This window comes from Nonomuraea africana (assembly GCF_014873535.1).
In the GTDB taxonomy this organism is placed as follows: domain Bacteria; phylum Actinomycetota; class Actinomycetes; order Streptosporangiales; family Streptosporangiaceae; genus Nonomuraea; species Nonomuraea africana.
On record NZ_JADBEF010000001.1, the window covers coordinates 5,673,422 to 5,694,169 of the forward strand.

The 20,748-nt window shown below is 71.6% G+C and carries 22 protein-coding genes; 12 read left to right on the top strand and 10 right to left on the bottom strand.

Going from position 1 to position 20,748, the window contains the following annotated elements; translation table 11 throughout:
- The first annotated feature begins 50 nt into the window (after positions 1-50).
- The 4 genes from H4W81_RS49490 to H4W81_RS26900 all read left to right on the top strand — a co-directional run bounded on the left by H4W81_RS49490 (position 51) and on the right by H4W81_RS26900 (position 4,559).
- A complete protein-coding gene (locus tag H4W81_RS49490) occupies positions 51-2,567 on the top strand; it encodes a helix-turn-helix transcriptional regulator (RefSeq protein ID WP_192777362.1) in 2,517 nt (838 codons plus the stop codon).
- 80 nt (positions 2,568-2,647) lie between these two features.
- A complete protein-coding gene (locus tag H4W81_RS26890) occupies positions 2,648-3,001 on the top strand; it encodes a GntR family transcriptional regulator (protein WP_192777363.1) in 354 nt (117 codons plus the stop codon).
- Positions 2,998-3,858, top strand: a complete 861-nt coding sequence (locus tag H4W81_RS26895; protein WP_192777364.1) for an ATP-binding cassette domain-containing protein — start codon at positions 2,998-3,000, stop codon at positions 3,856-3,858. The genes H4W81_RS26890 and H4W81_RS26895 overlap by 4 nt, the downstream gene beginning before the upstream one ends.
- Positions 3,855-4,559, top strand: coding sequence for a hypothetical protein (locus tag H4W81_RS26900; RefSeq protein WP_192777365.1), 705 nt, complete (start codon positions 3,855-3,857; stop codon positions 4,557-4,559). The genes H4W81_RS26895 and H4W81_RS26900 overlap by 4 nt, the downstream gene beginning before the upstream one ends.
- 77 nt (positions 4,560-4,636) lie before the next feature.
- On the opposite strand, the gene H4W81_RS26905 is transcribed toward H4W81_RS26900, so the two are convergent.
- Entirely contained in the window at positions 4,637-5,659 is a 1,023-nt protein-coding gene (locus H4W81_RS26905; RefSeq protein WP_225958809.1) for an SGNH/GDSL hydrolase family protein, read from the bottom strand.
- A gap of 152 nt (positions 5,660-5,811) precedes the next feature.
- On the opposite strand from H4W81_RS26905, the gene H4W81_RS26910 reads away from it, so the two are divergent.
- Entirely contained in the window at positions 5,812-6,111 is a 300-nt protein-coding gene (locus H4W81_RS26910; RefSeq protein WP_192777367.1) for a hypothetical protein, read from the top strand.
- 13 nt (positions 6,112-6,124) lie between these two features.
- Here H4W81_RS26910 and H4W81_RS26915 read toward each other — a convergent pair whose 3' ends face one another.
- On the bottom strand, positions 6,125-6,763 hold the full coding sequence (locus H4W81_RS26915; protein WP_225960203.1) for a hypothetical protein: 639 nt from the start codon (positions 6,761-6,763) through the stop codon (positions 6,125-6,127).
- A gap of 20 nt (positions 6,764-6,783) precedes the next feature.
- On the opposite strand from H4W81_RS26915, the gene H4W81_RS26920 reads away from it, so the two are divergent.
- Positions 6,784-6,948, top strand: coding sequence for a hypothetical protein (locus H4W81_RS26920; protein WP_192777369.1), 165 nt, complete (start codon positions 6,784-6,786; stop codon positions 6,946-6,948).
- 5 nt (positions 6,949-6,953) lie between these two features.
- Here the strand turns inward: H4W81_RS26920 and lnt are convergent, their stop codons facing one another.
- Together lnt and H4W81_RS26930 are read right to left on the bottom strand one after the other, a co-directional pair.
- Positions 6,954-8,474, bottom strand: a complete 1,521-nt coding sequence (gene lnt / locus H4W81_RS26925; RefSeq protein ID WP_318781980.1) for an apolipoprotein N-acyltransferase — start codon at positions 8,472-8,474, stop codon at positions 6,954-6,956.
- Between the two features lie 260 nt (positions 8,475-8,734).
- Entirely contained in the window at positions 8,735-10,297 is a 1,563-nt protein-coding gene (locus H4W81_RS26930; protein ID WP_192777370.1) for an ABC transporter substrate-binding protein, read from the bottom strand.
- A gap of 253 nt (positions 10,298-10,550) precedes the next feature.
- Between H4W81_RS26930 and H4W81_RS26935 the strand changes: the two genes are divergently transcribed.
- The gene (locus tag H4W81_RS26935; RefSeq protein WP_318781981.1) at positions 10,551-12,377 is read left to right on the top strand and encodes a sensor histidine kinase; all 1,827 of its coding nucleotides are present in this window, start codon (positions 10,551-10,553) and stop codon (positions 12,375-12,377) included.
- A complete protein-coding gene (locus H4W81_RS26940; protein ID WP_192777372.1) occupies positions 12,370-12,726 on the top strand; it encodes a DUF742 domain-containing protein in 357 nt (118 codons plus the stop codon). Before H4W81_RS26935 ends, H4W81_RS26940 begins: the two co-directional genes overlap by 8 nt.
- Here the strand turns inward: H4W81_RS26940 and H4W81_RS26945 are convergent.
- From H4W81_RS26945 to H4W81_RS26970, 6 genes are all read right to left on the bottom strand, one after another.
- Positions 12,704-13,579: an ABC transporter ATP-binding protein gene (locus H4W81_RS26945; protein ID WP_192777373.1), complete on the bottom strand. Its 876-nt coding sequence runs from the start codon at positions 13,577-13,579 to the stop codon at positions 12,704-12,706. The two genes, H4W81_RS26940 and H4W81_RS26945, sit on opposite strands and share 23 nt — an antisense overlap.
- The gene (locus H4W81_RS26950) at positions 13,576-14,364 is read right to left on the bottom strand and encodes an ATP-binding cassette domain-containing protein (protein WP_192777374.1); all 789 of its coding nucleotides are present in this window, start codon (positions 14,362-14,364) and stop codon (positions 13,576-13,578) included. The genes H4W81_RS26945 and H4W81_RS26950 overlap by 4 nt, the downstream gene beginning before the upstream one ends.
- Positions 14,361-15,209: an ABC transporter permease gene (locus H4W81_RS26955; RefSeq protein WP_192777375.1), complete on the bottom strand. Its 849-nt coding sequence runs from the start codon at positions 15,207-15,209 to the stop codon at positions 14,361-14,363. The genes H4W81_RS26950 and H4W81_RS26955 overlap by 4 nt, the downstream gene beginning before the upstream one ends.
- A complete protein-coding gene (locus H4W81_RS26960; protein WP_192777376.1) occupies positions 15,206-16,222 on the bottom strand; it encodes an ABC transporter permease in 1,017 nt (338 codons plus the stop codon). The genes H4W81_RS26955 and H4W81_RS26960 overlap by 4 nt, the downstream gene beginning before the upstream one ends.
- Positions 16,219-17,850: an ABC transporter substrate-binding protein gene (locus H4W81_RS26965; RefSeq protein ID WP_192777377.1), complete on the bottom strand. Its 1,632-nt coding sequence runs from the start codon at positions 17,848-17,850 to the stop codon at positions 16,219-16,221. Before H4W81_RS26965 ends, H4W81_RS26960 begins: the two co-directional genes overlap by 4 nt.
- Positions 17,851-17,947: 97 nt before the next feature.
- Positions 17,948-18,424 (bottom strand): anthrone oxygenase family protein, encoded by a 477-nt coding sequence (locus H4W81_RS26970; RefSeq protein WP_225958811.1) that lies wholly within the window; start codon positions 18,422-18,424, stop codon positions 17,948-17,950.
- Positions 18,425-18,506: 82 nt separating this feature from the next.
- Here H4W81_RS26970 and H4W81_RS26975 point away from each other — a divergent pair, with 82 nt between their 5' ends.
- From H4W81_RS26975 to H4W81_RS26990, 4 genes are all read left to right on the top strand, one after another.
- The gene (locus H4W81_RS26975; protein ID WP_192777378.1) at positions 18,507-19,436 is read left to right on the top strand and encodes an AraC family transcriptional regulator; all 930 of its coding nucleotides are present in this window, start codon (positions 18,507-18,509) and stop codon (positions 19,434-19,436) included.
- A 63-nt stretch (positions 19,437-19,499) separates the two neighbouring features.
- Complete coding sequence (locus H4W81_RS26980) at positions 19,500-19,814, top strand: hypothetical protein (protein WP_192777379.1); 315 nt, start codon at positions 19,500-19,502, stop codon at positions 19,812-19,814.
- 44 nt (positions 19,815-19,858) lie between these two features.
- A complete protein-coding gene (locus tag H4W81_RS26985; RefSeq protein WP_192777380.1) occupies positions 19,859-20,074 on the top strand; it encodes a hypothetical protein in 216 nt (71 codons plus the stop codon).
- Positions 20,075-20,397: 323 nt separating this feature from the next.
- Positions 20,398-20,748: a YciI family protein gene (locus H4W81_RS26990; RefSeq protein WP_192777381.1), complete on the top strand. Its 351-nt coding sequence runs from the start codon at positions 20,398-20,400 to the stop codon at positions 20,746-20,748.

A 20,748-nucleotide genomic window follows, 5' to 3' on the forward strand; every position in this document is an offset into this window, starting at 1 on the left:
TCCCCGCAATCCCCTCGCATGAGTACGGGCTACTCAAATACCCTTCCAGGGTGGCACGGTCGTGGCCCTTCGCCGGTCGCGCGGCGCAGCTGACCGAGATCAGGTCCGCCGTCCGCGGCGTGGTCGTCGTGGGGCCGCCCGGTGTCGGCAAGAGCCGGTTGGTGGCGCAGGCCGTCCACGAGGCCGAGGGAGTGGCCTGGGTGCGGGCCACGGCCGCGGCGGCCGAGCTGCCGCTGGGCGCCTTCGCCGCGCTGCTGCCCTCCACGCCTCCCGCGGGCAACCCCCTCGGCTGGGCGGCCGACGCGGTGCGCGCGCCCGTTCTCGTGGTCGACGACGCGCACCTGCTCGACGCCGCCTCCGCCGCGCTCGTCCACCATCTCGTGACGCGGGGCCGTACCAAAGTGATCGCGACGCTGCGCACGGAGACGCCCGCGCCCGACGCGGTGCAGGCGCTGTGGAAGGACGACCTGCTGCCGCGCATGGAGCTGGGCCCGCTGACCGCGCAGGAGAGCGCCGCCATCCTGGAGCGGGCGCTCGGCGGGGGCGTGGAGCGGAGCGCGGTCACCAGGCTGTGGCAGGCCAGCCGCGGTAACGCCCTCTACCTTCGCGAGCTGGTGCTGTCGGGGGTGCTGGCCGAGGTGGGCGGGGTGTGGCGGTGGCGCGGACCGCTGGCGATCACGCCCTCGCTGCGCGACACGATCGCGGGCCGCATCGGCGACCTCACCCCCGACGAGCGCGAGGTGCTGGAGTTCCTGGCCTACGGCGAGCCGCTGGGCGCCGACCTGCTGTCGGCGCTGGCCGCCTCCGCCGCGGTCGAACGGCTGGAGGACCGCCAGCTCGTGACCGTCGACGTCGAAGGGCGGCGCCTGCAGGTACGCCTGGCCCATCCGCTCTACGGCGAGGTCATCAGGCGCGGCTGCGGCACCCTGCGCGCCCGCAAGCTGCTGCGCAGGCTGGCCGACACGGTCACCGAGACGGGGTTACGCCGTCGCGAGGACGTGCTGAGGGTGGCCGTCTGGCGCCTCGACAGCGGCGCGGCGGCCGATCCCGCGCTGCTGCTGGCCGCGTGCGACAGGGCCAGGATGGTCCGCGACCTCGACCTGGCCGAGCGGCTGGCCAGGGCCGCCGCCGCCGCGGGCGGAGGGCTGCCCGCCGCGATGGCGCTGGGCACCGTGCTCTTCTACGCCGACCGCTACACCGAGTCGGAGGAGGTGTTCGCCGCGGCGTGGAAGCTGGAGATGGACGACAACTCGCGCACCAACTGCGGCGTGTCCAGGGCGTTCAACCTGTTCTGGGGTCTGGGCCAGGTCGAGCGGGCGATGGCGCTGATCGAGGAGAGCGAGCGCTCGGTCACCCTGCTCCACGCGCGGCAGGGGGCACGGGGCACCAGGGCGTCACTGGAGGCCTTCACCGGCGACCTCGACAGGGCCACGGCCACGCTGCGGTCCGCCATGACGATGAGCCCCTTCACCGAGCCCCGCAACGTGCGGGCGTTCGGCACCACGGAGGCCACGCTCCTGGCCGTCAAGGGGAGCGCCGCGGAGAGCCTGCGGGTGGTCGCCCGCACCGAGGCCGTGCTCGACAGCGTGCCCCACGCGCTGCCGAGCCTGCGGGCCGCGCTGCTCGAGGCCGCCACCCAGGCCGCGCTCCACCTGGGCGACCTCGACGAGGCCGAGCGCTACGCCGACCAGGGGCGCGGCCTCGACGGCGAGTTCGGCGCGTGGGCCAGGGCGGTCGTCGAGTTCGGCGCCCACAAGGCGCGGGTGCTCAGGCTCAGGGGCCGTGTCGCGGACGCGCTGGCCGCCTGCCGCGAGGCGGCCGTCCGGCTGCCCCCGCGCGGCGTGTGGGCGGGGCTCTGCCTGGGCGAGCTCGCCCAGGCGCACGCCCTGCTCGGGGAGGTCGCCGCGGCCGAGGAGGCGCTGGCGAGGGCCGAGGCCATCGGCCTGCCCATCGGGCCGCCCGTGGTCGTCCCCGTCGAGCACGCCCGGTTGTGGACCCTGGCCGCCAGGGGCGACGTCGCGGGCGCGGTCGCCGCCGCGCTCGACCTGGCCGAGCGGGCGCTGCCGGTCCAGGTGCCCTTCCTCCTCCACGACGTCGTACGGCTGGGCCGCCCCTCGCTGGTCGCCGCGCGGATCACCGGCGAGGGCCCGCTGGTCGCCCTGTTCGCCAGGCACGCCGCCGCGACCACCGGCGCCGAGCTCGACGCCGTGTCCCTCGAGTTCGAGCGCCTCGGCCTGATCCTCTATGCCGCCGAGGCCGCCGCCCACGCCGCCCGCTGCCACCGAGACAAGGGCATGACGCGCACCGCCCGGGCCGCGCAGACCAGGGCGTGGGCGCTGTCGCGCCGCTGCCAGGGCGCCCGCACGCCCGCCCTGCTCGACCTCGACGTGCCCGACCTCACCCCCCGCCAGCGCGAGGTCGCCCTGCTCGCCGCGCAGGGGCTGACCAACAGGGAGATCGCCGAGCGCCTGGTCGTGTCGATCAGGACCGTCGCCAACACCCTCTACGCCGTCTACGAGAAGACCGGCGTCAGCGACCGCACCGCCCTGACCGATCTGCTCGGCTGAACCGCGCCCATCCGTTGACGCGTCCTCGCCTGGCTTCTATGGTTCATTACAAGAGTAATGAACCATAGAAGCGAGTAACCATGTTCGACGACCGGAGCCCCATCTACCGGCAGATCGCGGACCGCATCAAGGCCGAGGTCCTGAGCGGGGCGCTGAAGGGAGACGAGCAGGTCATGTCGACCAACCAGTACGCCGCCTTCTACCGCATCAACCCCGCCACGGCGCAGAAGGCGTTCCAGCAGCTGGTCGACGAGGGCGTCCTCTACAAGAAGCGAGGTATCGGCATGTTCGTCAGTCCGGCCGCCCGGGACATGCTCCGGACGGAGCGCCGGGAGGGCTTCTTCACCGACGTGGTCGACCCGATGGTGGCCGAGGCCAAGGCCATCGGCATCCCACTGGACGACGTGATCAAGAGGATCAGGGACAGCAGATGAGGATCGACATCGACGACCTCCGCGTCGCCTACGGCGAGACCGTCGCCATCGACGCGCTGTCGCTGAAACTCGAGGCCGGCAAGATCTACGGCCTGCTCGGACGCAACGGCGCCGGCAAGACGAGCCTGCTGTCCGTGCTGGCGGGCTTCCGCAGGCACAGCGGCGGCACCGTGCTCGCCGACGGCCGCCCGATCTTCGAGAACTCCCACACGACCAGGGAGATCTCACTCATCCGCGACGCGGGAGAGACGGTCAACCTGGGCACCGTCGAGGACGCGCTGTACTTCGCCGAGGACCTGCGCCCCCGATGGGACGCCGCGTACGCGCAGGAGCTCATCGAGCTGTTCGAGCTCGACCCCAAGAAGAACGTCAAGTCCATGTCCAAGGGCCAGCGCTCGGCCGTGGGCGTGGTGGTGGGGCTCGCGTCGAGGGCGCCGCTGACCATGTTCGACGAATCCTACCTCGGCATGGACGTCCCCTCCAGGCAGGCCTTCTACGACGCCCTGCTCGCCGACTTCATGGCCCACCCGCGCACGATCATCCTCTCGACCCACCTCATCGAGGAGGTCAGCTCCCTGTTCGAGGAGGTCGTCATCATCGACAAGGGCCGTCTCGTGGTCCACACCCCCGCCGACGACCTGCTGGCCATGGGCACCTCCGTCACCGGTCCCGCCGAGCAGGTCGAGTCCTTCACCCGTGACCTCACCGTCCTCGGCGCCAAGCAGCTGGGGCCGACCCGGTCCGTCATGGTCTACGGCCCGCTCGACCACGCCGAGGCCCGCAAGGCGGGTCTGGAGACCGGCCCCATCGCCATGCAGGAACTGTTCATCCACCTGACGGGAGGCCCCGCCTCATGAGATTCCCCAGCCGCCTCCTGGCCGCCAACATGTGGCTGGCGGTCTTCGCCTGGCTGGCCTACCTCGTGATCATCACGCTGGTAACCGTCGCCATCGCGATCTGGGGCGACCTCGACGAGAGCGTGTGGGAGAAGGCCGTCCAGCTGACCCGGTGGTACGCGCTGTTCGTCGGCGTCGCGCTGGTCACCGAGTTCCTGCCGCTCTTCATCGCCCACGGGCAGAGCCGCCGCCAGTTCGGGTTCCAGGCCGCCGTCACCATCGCGGTCTTCGCGCCGTTCCTCGCGTTCCTGCTGGTGATCAGCTTCCTGCTGGAGGCCCTGCTGTACGGGCTGACCGGCTGGACCTGGGCCCTCGGGCAGGCCCACCTGTTCACCGCCCCCACCCAGGCCCCGATGATCTTCCTGGAGTACACCGTGATGTTCGTGGCCTGGCTGGTCGCGGGCGTCCTCGTCTCGGCCGCCTTCTACCGATGGCAGGGCGGGGGGCTGCTGGCGATCATCCCCGCCGCCGTCATGGTCCTCTTCGTGCAGAGCACGATCGGCGACAAGATGCCGCTGCCGTTCATCACCTTCCAGCTCGGCTTCAACCTGCCCGACTCGGCGCTCGGCGCGGTCCTGGCGGCCGCGGGCACGTTCGTCGTCGGTCTCGGCCTCACCTGGCTGATCATCCGAGACGTCCCGTTGAGGAACAAGGTGTCTTGACTTCCTCCCCACGCGTTCACCTTCCTCACCTCCCTCCTGTTCGCCCTGGGGACCTGGCGCCTGCGCCGCGCGCTGACCTAGAGGGAGTCGCGCACGTCGCCGTCCCCGATCGCGGCGGTGACCACGTCCGCGAAGGCGCGCATACCCGCCGCGTTCGGGTGGAAGGGCATGGCGGGCGCGGTGGGGACGTACCCCTCCATCCAGCGGACGCCGCGCGCCGCGCACACGTCGTGACCGGCGCTCGGCGTCTCCAGGTCGATGTAGGACGCGCCGCTCGCGGCCGCCTGGTCGGCGAGCACGCGGTTGACGCGGCTGATGAGGCCCTGCACCCAGGTGGCGTCCTCGCCGAGCACCGGGACCCGCGGGTAACAGCCACCCTGCGGCAGATAGGTCGCGTATCCCACGACGAAGATCCGGGCCCTGGGCGCCTGTTCGGCGACGCGCCTGATCAGCCTGTCCAGCTTGGGGGCGAGCGTGTCGATCCTGGCCCGCCAGCCGTTCGGGCCGCCCTCCGGCTCGTCGTCGGCGCACGGGTCGGCGACGATGGGCACCAGGCTGAGGCACTTGAGTATCAGACCGGTCAGCTTGAGGTCGTTGCCGCCGATCTGCAGGGTGACCAGCGTGGTGTCCTCGGTCACCGCCTCCAGCTGCGGGCGCACCCTGCCGGTCGGCGTGACCTGGCCGTCGTACATGTCGGCCGTCGTCGCGCCCGAGCACGACACGTCCCTGAAGGTGGCGACGCCCAGGGCCGCGGCGGTGAGCGCCGGGTAGTTGCGGTTCGAGCGCAGGCAGCCGGGCTGGGTCAGGGACTGCTTCGGGATGAGCGGGCCCGCGGCGGCCGAGTCCCCGAGCGCGACGTAGACGTCGCCGGGCGCCGAGGCGCGGTGTGCGGCAACGGGCGGGGTCCCCACGAGCGCCACGAGCACGGCGGAGGAGAGCACGACGGTGGAGCGGAGCATCCTGTCCCTTTCGGCGACGAAACGCCATGCGAGCGCAGGAGGCCCGGCTGTTGCGATCAGCGCGCGGAGCTGGCGAGAAGAGGTGCACGGCGACGGCGAGACCGTGGCCGCCTCCCCCGCCTCCCCGGCTCCTCCGTCCAAGCACGCACTGTGGACCGGACGGACTACCGGGATCCAGGGCACCGCGCCGTCCTTGCGCGATCATGGGGGAGTCCTGGACGAGCGCTGCCTAGCGGATCACCTCGTCGAGCGGCCGCCGTTCTGTGTCGGTGCCGCCTTCTAGAGTGGGCGACGTGCTTCCAGATCTACGCGAGCCCCTCGTCAGGCAGCTGGCCGAGTCCGACCTGCCCCGCCGCCGCTGGCGCGCCGCCGACGACGACGGCGGGCTGTGGCTGTTCGAGAGCGTCGAGGGTGACGGCGAGCAGTGGGCGATCAGGCAGATCGAGATCGACGCGCACCGCCGCGTCCACCGCTACTGGTGGCGGCACCTCCAGGACGAGCACGGCTTCCTCACCGACCAGGCCCTCGAGATCTGGGAGCTGACCGAGATCAGCCAGGAGGCGTTCGACTCGGTGTGGGAGCTCGCGGGCTGACCCGGGCGCCGGCTCACTCCTCGGTCGGCGGCACGGCCACGGCGATCTCGCCGCCCAGCTTGTAGCCCTCCAGCAGGTCGAGGTCGTCGCCGCTCCAGAACCTGCCGGGGTCGTACCAGTTGGGCCTGCGCCCGCCCGGCAGGAGTCGCATCTCCTCGTAGGTCACCGCGACGACCTCGGCGCAGTAGGCCCGCTCCAGCGTGGCCTCGTTCTCCGCCGCCGCCCTCCTGCGCAGCCGCGGCACCCTGCCGCGCAGCCAGCGGCCGGCCAGCCGCGCCGTCGAGGGGAACGGCGTGCCGTCGAGCCTGGCGACCGTGCGCAGCGCGGCGTCCTCCATCTCGCGCGTCGCCTGCGGTTCGAGCTGGCGCAACCAGCCGCGCTGGCCGTACCTCCGGCCCCAGACGGTGACCGCCTCGCGCAGGTCGTGCAGCTGCACTCCGCGCTGGTGCGTGCCCGACCACAGGTCGAGCAGCGACTTGCCGAGCTCCGCGTGCCACATCATCGGCGGCAGGTCGTCGATCACGATCGACATGCCCACGTGGTTGACCGGGCTGTTGGTCACGGTCTGGATGGCCCTGTCGGGCACCGAACGCCCTCTGAACACCCACAGGTCGCCGGTACGGGTGAGGTTGACGGCCTCGTCGAGAGTCAGCACAGCACTACCCTAGGCACATGCGCACGAAGTGGTGGAAGATTCTGGGCCTTGCGGGCATGGCGGGCGTGGCCGCGACCGGCGTGGTCATCGCCCGAGCCGAACGCCGCCGCCGCGCCTACACGCCGGAGGAGATCCGCTCCCGCCTGCGCGAACGCGTCGAGAACCCACCCCAGGACGCCTGACCCCGCTACCGGTTACGCGACCTGCTCATCCGCCGGGCGGCTGCCGCGGCCCCGGCGCCGAGCGCGATCCCGCCCGCCAGGGCGGGCACCCAGTCGCCCAGCCGCACGTACGGCGTCTCCTCGACGGACAGCGGCACGTCCACCACGAACGCGCCGCGGTACTCGGGCGGGAACCAGGCCAGCCGCCCGCCGCGCGCGTCGAACGCCGCCGAGGTGCCGTCCAGCTCGACCAGCACCGCCGGACGGCCCGACTCGACCGCCCGCAGCGCCTCGAAGCTCGCCTGCTGCGCGTGCGCCCAGCTCCCGTGGAACGTCGTGAGCGACCCCTGCGTGATCGTCACGTCCACGCCTTTGCGGGCCAGGCCGCGCCGCAGGTCGGGAAAGGTCGACTCGTACGAGATCAGCGGCCCCACCCGGCGGCCGGCCACCTCGAACACGGCCAGCCCGGCACCGGTGATCCGGTCCTTCTCGGCCGCCTCGGTGTGCCCCGCGATCCAGCCGAGCACCGGCCGCAGCGGGATGTACTCGCCGAACGGTGCGAGCCGCTGCTTGACGTACGTGTCCACGACCCCGTCCGGCGTGTACTGGTAGGCCGCCTTGGCGATCCGGCCGGAGGGATCCGCGGCGTCCACGTTCACCAGCAGGTCGGCGCCCACCTCGGCGGCCGCCCTGCGCAGCAGGCGGTCCACGTCAGGGCGCTGGGCGGGGTCGAGACCGACGCTGCTCTGGCCCCAGACCACCACGTCGGGGTCACGGCCGGCCAGCTCGCCGGTCAGCCGGAGGTGCGTGGCCACGCGGCGCTCCGGGCCGGGTACGGGGCCCGGCTGCACGCCCGCCACGCGCATGACACCCGTCACGACGGGCTCCGGCCGTACCAGCCCGGAACACACGGCGAGCGCGGCCAGCGCGACGGCGGCTCCCCCACCGGCCAGCCGGGCCCGCCGGCCCGCGTCCGGCAGCACGGCGAGCGCGAGCCCGGCGTTGACCGCGACCAGGGTGAAGCTGAGCAGCCACACCCCGCCGAGCGCGGCCAGCCCCAGCACCGGCCGCACCTGCCACTGGCTCGACCCGAGCAGCCCCCACGCCCCGCCGAGGTGCTGCCACGAACGCAGCGCCTCGACGGCCACCCACACCGAGGGCAGCACCAGCAGCGCCACCCCCGCCCTGACCGGGGAGACCCGCCGCAGCAGCCCGTAGGCGACCAGCCCGAACGGCACCCACACCAGCCCGATGACCAGCACCGCCAGCGGCCAGAACACGCCCAGGAACGGCAGCACCCAGTGGTGCAGCGTCCCGAAGAAGCCCGCCGACGCCCACCAGCTCCGCCACCCCGCCTCACGGAACGTCCCCGCGCCGGCCACCAGGAGCAGGAACGGCACCAGGCCGAACCAGGCCCACCACCAGGCGTTCACGGCCGGGAAGGCGAGGGCCAGGCACGCGCCGGTCAGGGCGGCCAGCAGCCGCGGGCCCCAGCGGCGCGCCACGCCGGCGCGCTCGGCCGTGACGGTGGCGGACGCGGTCGGCACACCGCCCCGCTACCCCACCCGGCGCCCGTCACCACCCTCGGCCGCTGCGCAGACCAGGAACCGCGCTCAGCCGGCCTTCGCTGTCCGTCTTCTCCGGGATGGCAACGCATGAAGGTCCTTCGACAGCTCTCAAAGCCCCATCCGGGGGGTGTGAGGGGCCCGCAGGCCCCACCCCAGGGGGCTTGAGGAAGCTCGGCCCCCACAAGAGGACGTCACGCGCCCGAGGGGAGGGCCTTGCCGCGCGGTGGAGGTTGTCCGGGTCAGCCCGCTGGGCGGAGGTCGTAGGCGAAGACGACCTCGGGGTAGGCGGGGTTGTCGTTGTAGCCCTGGATGCCGCCCAGGTAGGCCCGCTGGTAGTTGACCACCCACGGCACCGCGGCCGCCGCCTGGACGTCCAGCAGGCGCCGGTCCAGCCGGGCATACGCGCGCTGCGCCGCCGCCCGGTCCGTGACGGTCAGCTCGGGCAGGGTGTCGATGAGCCCGTCGGCGACCCGGTCCTTCAGGTACGTCAGGTTGAACTCGGTCTCCTCCGCGCTCCTGAAGACCTTGGCGAACCACGAGTAGGCGTCGGCGTAGTCGGGCCACCAGTACATCAGGAAGATGTCCTGCCCCCGCGTCTTGCCGCGGGCCCACTGGGCGTCCCATGGCATCGCCCTGGCCACCAGCGTGATGTTGAGGGGGGCGAGCGTGGCCACCAGGCGCTCGACGAAGACCCGCTGGTCCTCGTCGCCCTCGGCGTAGGTGAGGGTGAGGCGCAGGGCGCGCCCGCCGGGGCCGTACCCCGCGGCGGCGAGCAGCTCCGTGGCGCCCTGCAGGTCCTGCTTGTGCGTACGGCCGGGCAGATGGCCGAGCAGCCCCTCGGGGACCACGCCCGTCGCGGGTGAGGCGGCGCCGCGCAGGGCGCGCAGCGTGCCGTCGTAGTCGATGGTCTTGCGCAGCGCCCTGCGGATCCGGACGTCGGCCAGGGGCCCCGAGGCGGTGTTGAAGAGCAGCATCGCGGTCTGGAACGACGGTGTCTCTGCCGTGCGCACTCCCGCGGTCCCGGCCGCCCTGCGGTAGAGGGCGGGGTTCAGCCGGTTCACGAAGCTGGCCTCGCCGCGCAGGAGCCGCTGCCACGCCTCGCCGGGGTCGGGGATGACGAGGAACTTGACGCTGGTGTAGTGGGGCCTGTTCCAGCCGCCCCAGTAGGGGCGGTACGCCTTGAGCGTGAGCTCGTCGCGCTTGCCCTTCTTCCAGGTGGCGATGGTGTAGGGCCCGGTGCCCGCGTCGCGTCCCGCGGCGAACCAGGCCTTGAGGTCGCGGGCGGCGGCGGTGTCGTAGATGTAGGCGGCGTAGCCGGAGGAGGCGACCAGGTCGAGCGGCACGGGGTACTTCAGTGTGAACGTCACGGTGAGCGGGTCGTCGGCCCTGATGTTCTCGACCGCGTCCCAGATGTAGGAGGGGCCGCTCCCGGAGCGCATGGTGCGCTCGATCGACGACTTGACGGCGGCGGCGTCCAGCGGCCGGCCGGTGTGGAAGGTGACGCCGGAGCGCAGGGTGAACGTCCAGGTCCTGCCGTCGGGCGTGACGCGCCACGAGGTGGCGAGGCGAGGGCTCGCCTTCTTGGTGACCGGGTTGTAGACCGTCAGAGACTCGTAGATGTTCTGCATCGCGACGATCTCGTTGGAGTACGAGGTGGCGGGGTCCCAGTCGGTGACCACGACCAGATGCCGCGCGTAGACGAACGTGGACTCCTTGGCGGGCGGCGGCTCCTGCCGCGCCGGCTGGACCGAACAGCCGGCAAGGAGAAGCGCGGCCGCGGCCGCGATCAGCCGACGGCGCATCTGCCTCCCCCACTTCCCGATCTTGTGCTGAACTTACTGCAAGATCACGAAACAGTGCCGAAAATCCCGAAAAATCGGGTAATTGTGAGGTCCTGTTGCTAGGATCTCCTGTGTCCCAATCCGGGGTTCCGATGCCAGGGACCGACCGGAGTGAGGTGCCATGGCCCGAAGCCGCACGATCAGAGTGAAGATCGTCGGCCTACTGTTGGTCCCGCTTGTCTCGATGGTCACTCTATGGGCCATCATCGTCGCGGTGACAGCAGGGGAGAGCCTCGAGCTTCGCTCGTACAAGGAACGCTGGGCCAACCTGCGCCAGCCCGCGAGCAAGTTGATCAGCGAGCTCCAGCGCGAACGCCTGACCTCGGCGTCGCTGGTCGACCGCGCCACCCCCGACGAGCAGGCCGCGGCCTACACCCAGCGGTCCAAGACCGACACCGCCAGGGAGCGCTTCCGCCAGCTGTCGGAGCTCTCGCGCGGCTCGTCGACGCCGGCCGTCCGCCTTCAGATCGACACGGTGCTCACGCAGGTGTCGCAGCTGGAGGCCATCAGGGGCGAGGTCGACGCGGGCCTGTCGCCGATCGTGCCCACGATCGAGGCCTACAACGCGATCTCCGACGCGCTCTTCGGCCTGCAACGCGGCGTCGCGCTGATCGACGACATCCCGATCTACGAGCAGTCGCGCCTGGTCATCAACCTCGGGTACGCCAAGGAGCTGCTGACCAGGGAGCAGGCGATCGCGGTCGGCGATCCGAGCGAGGAGGAGCGCAAGCTCTTCACCCAGCTCGTCGGCAACCGCCGCTTCCTCATCGACCAGGCCCTCGCCGAGCTGGACGCGCCGCTGCGCGAGATCCAGGTGGGCATCATCACCTCGCCCGCCTACCAGCGCCTGCGGATCATGGAAGAACAGATCATCGCGGGTCACGCCCCGACCGGCTGGCCGGCCGCCTCGGACGCGCTGGCCACCACCATCGACGAGGCGCAGAACAGCGCGAGCGCGCTGCTCTCCGAACGCGCCGAGCCGGTGGCGGACGCGGTGCTCGTGCGGGCGCTGGTCCTGGCGGGCACCGGGCTGGTCGTCGTGGTGGTGTCGATCGTGATCTCGCTGCGGATGGGCAACCGGCTGTCGAGGGAGCTGGCCACGCTGCGCGCGGCCGCGCTGGAAGTGGCCGAGTCCCGGCTGCCGCAGGTGGTCCGCAAGCTGCGGCAGGGCGAGGAGATCGAGGTGCCCGAGCTGACGGTGCCCGGCAGGACCGCCGAGATCCAGGACGTCGGCAAGGCCTTCGCCACCGTCCAGCAGACCGCCGTCGAGGCCGCCGTGGGCGAGGCGAAGCTGAGGGCGGGCGTCGGCCAGGTCTTCCGCAACCTGGCCAGGCGCAGCCAGACGCTGCTGCACCGCCAGCGCATCCAGCTGGACGGCATGCAGCGCACCGCCACCGACCCGCAGGCGCTGGACGACCTGTTCCGCCTCGACCACCTCACGACCCGCATGCGCCGGCACGCCGAGGGCCTGATCATCCTGTCGGGCGCCGTCCCTGGACGTGGCTGGCGCAAGCCCGTGCCGCTGCACGACGTGGTGCGCGGCGCGGCCGCCGAGGTCGAGGACTACACCAGGGTGACCGTCTCCCCCATGCCCGACCACTCGCTGGCCGGGCCCGTCGTGGGAGACGTCATCCACCTGATCGCCGAACTCATCGAGAACGCCACCGTCTTCTCCCCTCCGCACACCACGGTCACCGTCCGCGGCGAGCTCGCCGCCCACGGGTTCGCGGTGGAGGTGGAGGACAGGGGTCTCGGGCTGAGCGAGGAGGAGCTGGCCGAGCTCAACGAGCGGCTGGCCAACCCGCCCGAGTTCGATCTCGCCGACAGCGACAGGCTCGGCCTGTTCGTCGTCGCCCGCCTGGCCACCAGGCACGACATCCGCGTGACGTTGCGCGGTTCGCCATATGGAGGGACCACCGCCATCGTGCTGATCCCAGGAGAGCTCGTCTCCGAGCGCAGGAGCTCGGAGGAGGAGAGCGTCACCCCGCAGGAGCACGACCCCGAGCCTGCCCGGCGCATGCGGGTGGTGACCAGTGAGTGAGGAGCGCTGGCTGGACGAGGACGCAGGTCCTATCGTCCCCGCCTACCTGCTGACCCGTGGTCGCACCGTGCCGGCGAGCGAGGCCATCGACCTCATCGCCGTGATCATCACGGCCGGCGGTCTCGCCATGCCCGTGGGGCTGAACCCCGAGCACCTGATCATCCTGCAGCAGTGCACCAAGCCCACGCGTCTGGTGGACGTTGCCGCCGAGCTGAACCTGCCCATCGGCGTCGTGCGCGTGCTGGTCGGCGACCTGCACGCGCAGAAGCTGGTGGAGGTCGAGAAGCCGCCTCCCGCGCCCGACGCGAAGGTGATGCTGGAAGTGATCAACGGGCTGCGAGCCCTGTAAGCACGAGCTCCGCGCGGTGGCAGGCAACGTTCCTGCCCGCCACCTCGCGCAATTCGGGCGCGCTCTCGCATTCCGGCACGGCCAGCGGGCAGCGCAGCCGGAACGGGCACCCGGTCGGCGCGGGCGCCGCCTCGGTCCCGCCCCTGGCGACCGGCGGCGCACCCCCGAGTTTCGGTACGGCGTCGCGCAGCGCCAGCGTGTAGGGATGCGCCGGACGCTGCAGCAGGTCCTCGGTCGGCCCCGACTCGACGATCCTTCCGGCGAACAGCACATGGGAGGTACGGCACAGCCGTCCCACCACCGCCAGGTTGTGGGTGATGAGCAGCCGCTCGGTCCCGAGCCCTTCGAGCAGGTCGAGGATCTTCGCCTGGACGGTGACGTCGAGCGCGCTGGTCGGTTCGTCGAGGATGAGCAGCTCGGGCCGTACGGCCAGGGCCCTGGCGATGACCACGCGCTGGCGCTGGCCGCCGGAGAGCTGGTGGGGCCTGCGCGTCCCGAGGGCGGGGTCGAGGCCGACCTGCTCCATCAGCGCGGGCACCGCCGCCCTGTCGCGGCTGCCCTCAGCGATGGAGCGGGCCACCGACATCCTGGGGTCGAGCGACTCTGCCTGGAAGACCGGCTGCACGGCCTTCCTGAACGCCTTCGTGCCGGCCTTGCGCAGGTCCGTGCCGTGGAAGCTGATCGTGCCCTTCGTGGGCTTGAGCAGGCCGAGGAAGGCGCGGGCCAGCGTGGTCTTGCCCGAGCCCGACTCGCCGATGAGACCGACGCCGCCCTCGGTGATGTCGAGCGTGACGTCGTGGACGACGGCGGTGCCGCCGTATCCGAGGGTGACGCCGTCGGCGCGCATGATCATGGGAGCGCCTCCAGCAACTCACGGGTGTAGGGATGGTCCGGGTGCCGCAGCACCTGGCGGGCGGGGCCCGACTCCACGACCGCGCCGTCCTTCATGACCAGCACGCGGTCGGCGATCGTGGAGACCAGGGCGAGGTCGTGGGAGACGAGCAGGACGGCCAGGCCGCGCTCCTCGCGCAGCCTGCGCAGCACCCCGACCACCTCGGCCTGGACGGTGACGTCGAGGGCGCTGGTGGGCTCGTCGGCCAGGATCACCTCGGCGCCCAGCGCGATGGCCAGGGCGATGGCGAACCGCTGGGCCTGGCCGCCGGAGATCTCGTGCGGGTAGCGGCGCAGGATCGCCGGATCGAGCAGCACCGCCTCGCACGCCTGGGCCATCACCGCGTCGATCCCGCGCGTCCCCTTGCCCGTGGAGCCGGGGCCGCCCGTGGAGCCGGGGCCGCCCGTGGAGCCGTGGAGTCGCAGCGCCCTGCGCATCAGCACGCCGAGCCTGGTCGTCGGGGAGAGCGCCGCCTGCGGGGACTGGATGACCAGCGCCGCCTTGGCGCCGCGAACGGCGCGGAGCTCGCGGGGCCTGGCCCGCAGGACGTCCACCCCGCAGACCGTCACCTCTCCCGTCACGCGGGCGCCCTCGGTGAGGCCGAGGAGCGCCAGCAGCGTGGTGGACTTGCCGGAACCGCTCTCCCCCACGATCGCCACGCACTCGCCGCGCGCCACGTCGAGCTCGGGGACCTCGGCCACCACCCTGTCGCCGTAGGCGACGCGCAGGTCGCGCACCCTGATCACCTGATCACCGTCCTTCGCGGGTCGAGCGCGCTCCGCAGTCCCTCGCCGAGCACGTTGAAGGCGAAGGCGGTCACCAGGATGGCGAGGCCGGGGAAGGTGACCACCCACCAGTTCGTGGTGAAGAGGGTCTGGCCCTGCTGCACCATCAGGCCCCACTCGGCGGTCGGCTCGTGCGCGCCGAGGCCCAGGTAGGACAGGGCGGCCGCGGTCAGGATCACCCCTCCGGCGTCCAGCGAGAGCTGCACCAGGACGGGCGTGAGCGAGTTCGGCAGCACGTGCCGCCACACGATCACCGGCGCGGGCACGCCGAGGCAGCGGGCCGCGTCGACGTAGCTCCTGGTGGCCACGGAGGCGGCCACCGAGGCCGACAGGCGGGCGTACCACGGCCACCAGGTCACCGCGATCGCCAGGATCACCGTGGTCACGCTCGGCTGCAGCACGACGGCGAGCGCGAGCGAGAGCAGCAGCGCGGGGAAGGCGAGGAAGATGTCGGTGATCCGCATGATCACGTCGCGGGCCCAGCCGCCCGCGTAGCCCGCCACGACGCCGAGCGTGACGCCGACCAGCGCCGAGACGGTCAGCACGGCGGCGGCGATCGCCAGGGAGGTGCGCCCGCCGTACAGGATCTGGGTGAGGATGTCGCGCCCTACCTGGTCGGTCCCGAACCAGTGCGCGGAGCCGGGCGGGAGCAGCCTGTCCAGCGGCTTCGGGTCGTTCTCCGCGTACGGCGCCAGCCACGGCGCGAAGATCGCCGACGCCACGATGAGCACGAGCAGCACGGCCCCGAGGGCCGCGAAGCGGTCGGGCACCCTGGGCAGCCGCCTGCGCGGCTCGACGGCGGTCATCGGGTCCGCACCCTGGGGTCGATGACGCCCTGGAGCAGGTCCACGACCAGGTTGACCAGCACGTAGACGACGGCGACCAGCAGGGTCACGCCCGCGATGCCCGGCGTGTCGAGCGAGCTGATCGAGTTGAAGGCATAGCGGCCGAGGCCCGGCCAGTTGAAGACCGCCTCGACGAGGAAGCCGTTGACCAGGGAGTAGGCGAAGACCAGCGCGATGAGCGACAGCACCGGGTTGAGCGCGGGGCGCAGCGCGAACCGGGTCAGGATGGTCGTCTCGCCGAAGCCCAGGGCGCGCTCCAGCCGTACGTGCTCCTGGCCCGACTCCTCGATGAGGGCGGCGCGGGTCATCTGGGCGATCACGCCCGCCGGGTAGGCGGCGACGACCAGCGCGGGCAGCACGAGGTGGTCGAGCGTGCTGGTGAAGATCGGCCAGTTGCCGGTGATGAGGGCGTCCACGATCGTGATGTTGGTCCAGAGCGTGAGCGGGCTGGTGGTGTCGAGGGCGGCGTCGTACTCGCCCGCGACGGGGAACCAGCCCAGGTGGCTGGCGAAGACGGTCTGCAGGGCGAGGGCGAGCCAGAACACCGGCACGGAGACGGCCAGCATCGAGCCGAGCCGTACCCCGAAGTCCGGCAGTCTCGTGCGATGACGGGCGGCGAGGACGCCCACGGGAATCCCGACCACGATGGCCAGGATGAGCGCCGCGCCCACCAGCTCCAGCGAGGCGGGGAAGGCCGTGAACAGGTCCTCGCGCACCGGCTGCCTGGTGCGCAGGCTCGTGCCCCAGTCGCCCGTGACCAGGTCCCTGGCGTAGTTCCAGAGCTGGACGTAGAGCGGCTCGTCCAGCCCGAACTGGCGCCGGGCGGCCGCCAGCTGCTCGGGCGTGGCCTTCGGCCCGGCGTATGCGACGGCGGGATCGCCGGGAACCAGCCGCATGATGACGAACGTGAGCGTGACGACGCCGGCCACGACCAGGAGGGCCTGGCCGAGCCGGCGCGTCAGGTACCCGATCACCCGGCGAGCGTCAGATCGTAGAAGGAGACGACGTTCGGGTAGGCGGGGTTGTCGACGTACCCCTGCACGCCCGCCGTCAGTGCGCGCTGATAGGTCTGCACGTACGGCACCGCCACCGCGGCCTTCTCCTCAATGATCTTCTTCTGCAGGTCCGCGTAGGCCTGCTCGGCCGCCGCCCGGTCCGTCGCCGTCAGCTCGGGCAGCCCGTCGATCGCCTTGTCGATCGCCTCGTCCTTCAGGTAGGAGAGGTTGAAGGAGACAGGGTCGGCGCTGCGGAAGACGTTGACGAACCACGAGTAGGGGTCGGCGTAGTCGGGGAACCAGTACATGACGAAGATGTCCTGGCCCTTCTTCTTGCCGAGATCCCACTGCGCGTTCCACTGCATCGGCTTGGCCTGCAGCGTGACGTTGAGCTTCTTCAGCTGCGAGCTCAGCAGCGTGACCATGAGCTGCTGGTCGGCGTCGCCCTGGGCGTAGGTGAGGCTGAGCTTCAGCTCCTTGATGTCGGGCCCGTAGTCGGCGGCGGCCAGCAGGTCGGTCGCCTCCTGCAGGTTCTGCTTCGGCTCCAGGCCGGGGGTGAAGCCGAGCAGGCCCTGCGGCACCAGGCCGGAGCCCTTCACGCCCGCGCCCTCCAGTGCCGCGGCCAGGCCGTCGTAGTCGAGGACCTTCTGCAGCGCCTGCCGTACCCGCACGTCCTTGAGCGGCCCGCTCTCGGTGTTGAACAGCAGCATCAGGTTCTGGAAGGAGGGCGTCCGCGTCGCCTGGACCCCGGGCGTGGAGCCTGCCTGCGCGAACAGCTGAGGGTTGAGCCGCTGGACGAAGGTGACCTCGCCGTTCTTCAGCAGCTGCCACGCCGTGGTCAGCTCGGGCGTGACGCGGAAGGCCACCTTCTTGTACTGCCCCGGCTTCCAGCCGCCCCAGTAGTCGTCGAAGGCCTTGAGCGTGAGCTCGGTCTCCTTGCCCTTGGCCCAGGTGTCGACCGTGTAGGGGCCCGATCCCGCGTCGGTCGTGCCGTCCTTCACCTTGTCGACCACGCTCGTGTCGTAGATGTAGGAGGCGTAGCCGGAGGAGGCGACCAGGTCGAGCGGGGTGGCGTACTTCAGCGTGAACTTCAGCGTGCCGTCGTCGGGAGCCTCGATCTTCTTGACCGCGTCCCAGATGTAGGCGGCGCCGCTCTTCAGCTTCATGGTCCGCTCGATGGCCTTCTTGGCGGCCTCGGCCGTGACCGGGTTGCCCGAGTGGAACTTCACTCCCTCGCGGAGCTTGAACGTCCACTCCTTGCCGCCGTCGGCCGAGCTCCACTCCGTGGCCAGGCGCGGCTCGGGCTTCTTGCTCTCGGCGTTGTAGCGGGTCAGCGACTCGTAGATGTTCTGCATCGCGATGTTCTCGTTGGAGTACGAGGTCGCGGGGTCCCAGTCGGTGACCACCTCGAGGTTGGGCGCGTAGACGAAGGTCTTGTCGTTGGCCGCGGCGGGGGCCGCACTCGTGCCGGTGCTCGCGCCTGGCTGGGTGGCGGGGGCCGAAGGGGGCTGGCTGGCACCGCGTACCTGGCCGCCCGCACACGCGGAAGCGGTCATGGCCACGGCGCCGACGACCCCTGCGGTGAGCAGACGCTTGTGCCAGCGCATGGGGGGATTTCCTTTCGTAGGCGGCGATCCGGGCCTTTCGCCCGGTTTCACCCGACGCGCAAGATCGTATCTACTTACGCCTCCCCCTTCGCGAGTATCACCACAACAACAGGCCCACCGCCGCGATACCCAGCGCCACGAAGCTCGCCAGGCCCCTGATCAGGTTCCACCGCTGCCACCTGGGCGAGTAGTCCGCCCAGAGCCGCTCGGCAGAGCCGGTCCCCGCTTCGAGCGCGTTGTTCATCGGCACATTGACGCCTGAGGTGACCACGAAGGCCCCCACGACGTACACCCCGCCGGCGACCAGGAACGCGACACCCGCATCGGTGCGGTCCTGCGTCATGAGCAGCACGCCCGTCACGATCGGCGCGACGGGGGCCGCCAGGAACATCAGCAGGAAGAGCGGGTTGAGGATCTTCTTGTTGGCACTCCTCATCGCCGCGACGGCCCGCTCAGGCTCGATCGCGTCGAGCCCCGGCATCACCGAGGTCGAGAACGCGAAGAACAGTCCCGCCATCGCGCCCAGCAACAGCACGCTGAGCACGCCCACCGCCATGGTCACCAGATTTGTCATGCCTTCAGCTTGGCCGCGGCCCCCTGAGACGGGCCATGGCCCAAGCACTCACTTCCATCATCGAGCGTCTAGGCTCTGGCTCATGGACGCCCTCGCCGGACTCCTCGACGGCCCGCGCGCCCGCGGCGCCTTCCTGCTCCGCTCGATCATGACACCGCCGTGGTCGGTGCGCATTCTCGACCGCGCCCCGCTGACGCTGGTCTCGATGCTGCGCGGCGACGCGTGGGTGCTCCCCGACGGGGGCTCTCCCGTACGGCTCAGCCCCGGCGATGTCGCGATCATGCGCGGCCCCGAGGCGTACAACGTGGCCGACTCCCCCGACACCGAGCCCACCATCCTGATCCACCCGGGAGAGCGCAGCACCACCGTCGACGGCGTGGAGCTGTGCGCCTCCATGGACCTGGGCGTCCGCACCTGGGGCGAGAGCATGGACGGCCCCGCCGCCATGCTCAGCGGCACCTACCAGATGCGCGGCGAGATCAGCCAGCGGCTGCTGCGCGCCCTGCCCGCCACGGTCGTGGTGCCCGCGCTCGACTCGCCCCTGCTCGCGCTGCTCGGCGACGAGGTCGCCAAGGACCAGCCGGGGCAGGAGGTCTTCCTCGACCGCCTGCTCGACCTGCTGCTGATCGCCACGCTGCGGGCCTGGTTCTCCCGTCCGGAGGCCGCGGCGCCCGCCTGGTACCAGGCGCACAGCGATCCCGTCGTGGGCCGCGCCCTGCGGGTCCTGCACAACGAGCCGGCGAACCCGTGGACCGTGGCGACGCTGGCCGAGCGCGTCGGGGTGTCCCGCGCCGCGCTGGCGCGGCGGTTCACGGAGCTGGTGGGGGAACCGCCGATGACGTATCTGACGAGCTGGCGTCTCGCCATGGCCGCCGACCTCCTGCGCGAGCCCGACGCGACGGTGGGGTCGGTGGCTCGCAGGGTGGGGTACGGCAGCGCGTTCGCGCTGAGCACGGCGTTCAAGCGGGAGCGGGGGATCAGCCCGCAGGAGTTCCGCCTGACCTCCGGGTGACCGCGCGCGAAATTTACGCTGTGTGATGATTCTTCGCCCAAGGCCGAGGAGACGCTACACAGCGTGAGCAACGCCATGTCCCGCCTGTCCCCCGGCGGTCGGGCATGGCTGTGGGTGGTCGTGGCCGCCCTCGCCTGGACCGTTCAGGTCGGCGGGCTCGGCCCCGCCCTCGCCGAGGCGTTCGCCGCCGAGGGCGAGACGGTCGTGGCCGAACGGCTCCTCGTCGCCGGCGAAGCCTCGCGAAGGGCCGAGCCGCCCGCCCGCCGTCCCCCTCCCGCCGTGGTCAGGCGGCACGATCCCGTGGTGGTCAGGCCGGCCACGCCCGCGTGCGCGCGGAAGGCCGCGCTCCAGACGCTGCTCTGCGTGTGGCGTACGTGACAGGGCCCGCGCCCGCCGTACCACCACCTGATCGGAGCAAGACCATGAAGGATTCCTGTGTCGTCCTGGAGACGTGGACTCATCACTGCGCCCTGTGCCACAAGGAGTGGGAGCACACCTACGAGGCCTGGCACGTCGACAACGGGTGCGGCAGGAGCGCGGTGACCTGGCGCGATCACGGCCACCTGGTGCCGGCGCCGTGGTCGGACCCCGCCTGCCCGGCGTGTTCGAGCCCGGCGAGGGCGGTCACCGCCCGCTGAACCGGCGCGGGTGCCGCCCTTCCGCCGGGGACGGCACCCGCCCCAGCCACCGCTGTCTTTCGTCCGCCTCCGTCCACCACCCGGTTCCCCGATTCGCCTCCACCCGTCCACCCGGTTCATTCGTCCGCCTCCGTCGTCCCCCCGCGACCTCTCATCCACCCCCGCCCACCACCTGGTTCCCGGAATCGACCCTCACCGGTCCACCTGATTCGCGCGTCCTGGAAAAACTCTGGGGGCGATGTCGATAGGCGTGCATGCCGTTCGTCGTCATAGTGTGCGGCCACCCGCCGCACGAGGAGAACAGAACCTGAAGGAGCCGGACCATGAAGTACATGCTGCTCATCAACAGTGGTGCCATCGACGAGAACGGCGCGGCCGCCGAGTGCAGCGTCGAGGACTGGATGGCCTACGACAAGGCCGTGCGGGACGCCGGGATCTACGTCTCGGGTGAGTCGCTGGCCGACCTGGTCACCGCCACGTCGGTCCGGGTCGGCGCGGACGGCGAGCGCACCGTCACCGACGGGCCGTTCGCCGAGACCCGCGAGGTCCTCGGCGGCTTCTACGTCATCGACGTGCCGGACCTGGACGTCGCGCTCGACTGGGCCGCCCGCTGCCCCGGTGCGCGCGGCAGCGGTTCGGTCGTGGTGCGGCCGGTCGCCGACTTCGGGGCCTGA

What these genes read in the sequence shown, in the direction of transcription:
- H4W81_RS26890 (WP_192777363.1), top strand. Translation starts at nt 2,648, where the DNA reads ATGTTCGACGACCGGAGCCCCATCTACCGGCAGATCGCGGACCGCATC.
- H4W81_RS26895 (WP_192777364.1), top strand. Translation starts at nt 2,998, where the DNA reads ATGAGGATCGACATCGACGACCTCCGCGTCGCCTACGGCGAGACCGTC.
- H4W81_RS26900 (WP_192777365.1), top strand. Translation starts at nt 3,855, where the DNA reads ATGAGATTCCCCAGCCGCCTCCTGGCCGCCAACATGTGGCTGGCGGTC.
- H4W81_RS26920 (WP_192777369.1), top strand. Translation starts at nt 6,784, where the DNA reads ATGCGCACGAAGTGGTGGAAGATTCTGGGCCTTGCGGGCATGGCGGGC.
- H4W81_RS26930 (WP_192777370.1), bottom strand. Translation starts at nt 10,297, where the DNA reads ATGCGCCGTCGGCTGATCGCGGCCGCGGCCGCGCTTCTCCTTGCCGGC.
- H4W81_RS26945 (WP_192777373.1), bottom strand. Translation starts at nt 13,579, where the DNA reads ATGATCATGCGCGCCGACGGCGTCACCCTCGGATACGGCGGCACCGCC.
- H4W81_RS26955 (WP_192777375.1), bottom strand. Translation starts at nt 15,209, where the DNA reads ATGACCGCCGTCGAGCCGCGCAGGCGGCTGCCCAGGGTGCCCGACCGC.
- H4W81_RS26965 (WP_192777377.1), bottom strand. Translation starts at nt 17,850, where the DNA reads ATGCGCTGGCACAAGCGTCTGCTCACCGCAGGGGTCGTCGGCGCCGTG.
- H4W81_RS26970 (WP_225958811.1), bottom strand. Translation starts at nt 18,424, where the DNA reads ATGACAAATCTGGTGACCATGGCGGTGGGCGTGCTCAGCGTGCTGTTG.
- H4W81_RS26975 (WP_192777378.1), top strand. Translation starts at nt 18,507, where the DNA reads ATGGACGCCCTCGCCGGACTCCTCGACGGCCCGCGCGCCCGCGGCGCC.
- H4W81_RS26985 (WP_192777380.1), top strand. Translation starts at nt 19,859, where the DNA reads ATGAAGGATTCCTGTGTCGTCCTGGAGACGTGGACTCATCACTGCGCC.
- H4W81_RS26990 (WP_192777381.1), top strand. Translation starts at nt 20,398, where the DNA reads ATGAAGTACATGCTGCTCATCAACAGTGGTGCCATCGACGAGAACGGC.